Here is a 3838-nt window from a genome sequence, read left to right as displayed (position 1 = left end):
CTACAATCTGAGACGTGTACATTAGTACACGTCTTAGATTTATTAGAATAATCCTGTTGAGTTACCTTCTGCATCAACATCCATATGGTTTGCTGATGGTACTTTTGGTAATCCTGGCATTGTCATAACGTTACCTGTTAACGCAACGACAAATCCTGCACCAGTTTTAGCAATTAACTCACGTACTGTAATTGTAAACCCTGTTGGACGACCGAGTTTTTTCTCATCGTCTGATAATGAGTACTGAGTTTTCGCCATACATACTGGGAAGTTACCCCAGCCATTTTCTTCGATTTCTTTGATTTGACGTTTTGCTTTATCTGTAAAGTTAACGCCGTCTCCACCGTATACTTCTGTAACGATTTTTTCAATCTTTTCAGGGATTGAAAGTTCAAGATCATATAGGTAGTCAAAGTTGTTTGGTGTTTCGAGTGCTTCTTTTACTTGTTTCGCTAACTCAATACCACCTTCTCCACCTTTTTCCCAAACTTGTGTAAGTGCAACTTTAACGTCACGATCTTTACACCAGTTAAGTACGAATTCACGTTCAGCATCTGTATCTGTAACGAAGTCGTTTAATGCAACGATTGGTTCAACACCGAATTTACGTGCGTTTTCAATGTGTTTCTCTAAGTTTACGATACCTGATTTTAATGCTCCAAGATTTTCTGCACCTAAATCAGTTTTCGCAACGCCACCGTTCATCTTAAGTGCGCGAATTGTTGCAACTAAAACAATTGCATCTGGTTTAAAGTTACCAAAGCGTGCTTTAATATCCATAAACTTCTCAGCACCTAAGTCAGAACCGAATCCTGCTTCTGTTACTACGATGTCTGATAATTTTCTTGCAGTGTTTGTAGCGATTAATGAGTTACAACCGTGTGCAATGTTCGCAAATGGACCACCGTGAATTAACGCAGGTGTACCTTCCATCGTTTGAACAAGGTTTGGTTTAATCGCTTCTTTAAGTAGTAGTGTTAATGCACCCTCTACTTTTAAGTCTTTAACTGTAACTGGTTTTTTATCTTTCGTATAACCAAATACGATACGGCCAAGTCTTTCTTTAAGATCCATTAAATCTGTCGCTAAGCAAAGTACTGCCATAATTTCACTTGCTACAGTAATATCAAATCCATCTTCACGTGGAACACCTGAAGTTGGTCCTCCTAAACCGATAACGACGTTACGAAGTTCACGGTCGTTAATGTCTACGACACGTTTCCACGTAATTCTTCTTTGGTCGATATTTAACTCGTTACCTTGGTGAATGTGGTTGTCGATTAACGCTGAAAGCGTATTGTTTGCTGACGTAATCGCGTGTAAGTCACCGTTAAAGTGAAGGTTGATTTCTTCCATCGGTAACACTTGAGCGTGTCCACCACCAGTAGCTCCACCTTTAATACCCATTACTGGCCCAAGTGATGGTTCACGTAATGCAACCATAACCTTTTCACCTAGTTTATTGAATGCATCTGCTAGCCCAACAGTAACAGTTGATTTACCTTCACCAGCTGGTGTAGGGTTCATAGCTGTTACGAGTACTAGTTTTGAATCCTCTTCATTTCCAACGAGATTTTTGATGTCTACTTTTGCTTTATACTTACCATGAAGTTCTAATGCATCTTCAGGAATACCTGCTTTTTGAGCAATTTCTTCAATTGGTTGTAATGTTGCTTTAGCAGCAATCTCTTGGTCTGTTAAATGTGCCATTCTTTTACATCTCCCAACAAGAATATTTTTTTAAGATTTAACTCAATCTTTCTAATGATTATTATTACATAAAATTCACTTATGTGCCATCACTAACATTTCTCTAAAAATCATTAGCGGAATCCACATAACAAAAGCAGCAGAATTTGCTGCTGCTTTAATATTAATCGTCATCCATACTTGATAAGTCACCAGCATCTAAGTTTAACTCCCAAGCTTTTAATACACGTCTCATAATTTTACCACTACGTGTTTTTGGTAATTTATCTTTAAATTCAATTTCACGTGGTGCTGCATGTGCTGCGAGACCAAGTTTTACGAAGTTACGAATTTCCTCTTTTAACTCGTCCGTCGGTTCATAACCTTCACGTAATGCGATAAATGCTTTAACGATTTCACCACGTACTGGATCTGGTTTACCGATAACTCCAGCCTCTTCTACCGCTTCATGCTCAACAAGCTTAGATTCAATTTCAAACGGTCCAACTCTTTCCCCAGCTGTCATAATGACGTCGTCTACACGTCCTTGGAAGAAGAAGTACCCGTCCTCATCTATAAATGCTGAGTCACCTGAAACGTACCAATCTCCAATAAAGTACGATTTATACTTTTCGTGGTTGTTCCATATATCGCGCATCATCGATGGCCAAGGTGCTTTCATTGCTAAGTTCCCCATACGGTTTGGCGGTAAGACTTCACCGTTGTCATCAATGATTGCCGCTTCTACACCTGGTAATGGTTTACCCATAGATCCAGCTTTTATATCCATTGACGGGAAGTTAACGATCATATGTGCTCCTGTTTCAGTCATCCACCACGTATCGTGAATTCTTAAGTTGAATACTTTATCTCCCCATTTAATGACTTCTGGATTCAGTGGTTCACCAACAGATAGTAAATGTCTTAAATGGCTAAGGTCGTAATTTTTTATAACTTCGTCTCCAGCTCCCATTAACATACGGAATGCTGTCGGTGCTGAATACCAAATTGTCACTTTTAACTCTTCAAGTGCTGAATACCATGCATCTGGTGAGAAACGTCCTCCGACGATAACGTTTGTCGCGCGGTTTAACCACGGTCCAAAAATACCATAACTCGTTCCAGTTACCCATCCTGGGTCAGCTGTACACCAGTATACATCGTCTTCTTTAATATCCGTCACATATTTCGCTGAAATATATTGTTGAACCATCACATTATGAACGTGGTATACACCTTTTGGTGAGCCAGTTGAACCACTCGTATAATGTAAAATCAATCCGTCCTCTAAATCTACCCATTCGATGTCACATTCATCTGATGCTTCGTCAAATAACTGTTTAAAATCTAAGAGTTTTTCATCTTCACTAACGTCTTCTCCGACGACAAATACGTGTTTTAGTGTATCGATCTCTTTATAAGGTACTCTCTCTAATAAATCAGAAGTCGTAATTAAATAATTCGCTTCTGAGTCTTCTAATCGGTCAACGACAGCCTTCTCCATAAATGCTTCAAATAATGGTCCAACAATCGCACCAAGTTTCACTGCACCGAGTAATACAAAATATAATTCAGGCGATCTTGGCATAAAGATAAATACACGGTCTCCTTTTTGAACACCTTTACTCTTAAGCATATTTGCAGCTTTATTAGATTTTTCTTTCATCTCTTTAAAAGTAAATGATGAAACGCCAGAATCGTCTTTATAGTGTAATGCTACTTTGTTACCATATCCTTCATCAACGTGACGATCAATTGCTTCATATGCGATGTTTACTTTGTTAGTTTCATACCATGTAAAATGTTTTTTTACTTCTTCCCACGAAAAGTTTTTAACTGTTTCTTCGTAAGGTCCCATATTCGAACTTTTATCTACAGATTTATAGATTTCGTAATTCATTACATTCACTCCTAAAATTTAAGTAAAACGCTTTCTTTTGACGTTACTTATAATCTTATCTGTTATTTTTAGGAATTTCAACGGTTTCGTTCGAATTTTCAATCGCATTTAGACATAAATATAAAAATGATTCATGTATAATATAAATAACTAGACATATATTGTGCTTTGAGGTGATATGTTGGAGCATATAAAAAATTATTTTAAAATGGAATACGAAAAAAATAGCCAAACGATTATAATCGAAGG

The 3838-nt window shown here is 37.6% G+C and carries 2 protein-coding genes; both read right to left on the bottom strand.

What is annotated here, in order from left to right:
• Positions 1-42: 42 nt before the first annotated feature.
• Complete coding sequence (locus tag HMPREF3029_RS05400; RefSeq protein ID WP_070710098.1) at positions 43-1710, bottom strand: formate--tetrahydrofolate ligase; 1668 nt, start codon at positions 1708-1710, stop codon at positions 43-45.
• A 163-nt stretch (positions 1711-1873) separates the two neighbouring features.
• On the bottom strand, positions 1874-3589 hold the full coding sequence (gene acsA / locus HMPREF3029_RS05395; RefSeq protein WP_070622815.1) for an acetate--CoA ligase: 1716 nt from the start codon (positions 3587-3589) through the stop codon (positions 1874-1876).
• Positions 3590-3838: the final 249 nt, after the last annotated feature.

Origin of the sequence: Nosocomiicoccus sp. HMSC059G07 (assembly GCF_001815515.1) — a bacterium.
Classification (GTDB): Bacteria; Bacillota; Bacilli; order Staphylococcales; family Salinicoccaceae; genus Nosocomiicoccus; species Nosocomiicoccus ampullae_A.
This window is presented reverse-complemented; position numbering and strand designations above follow the sequence as displayed.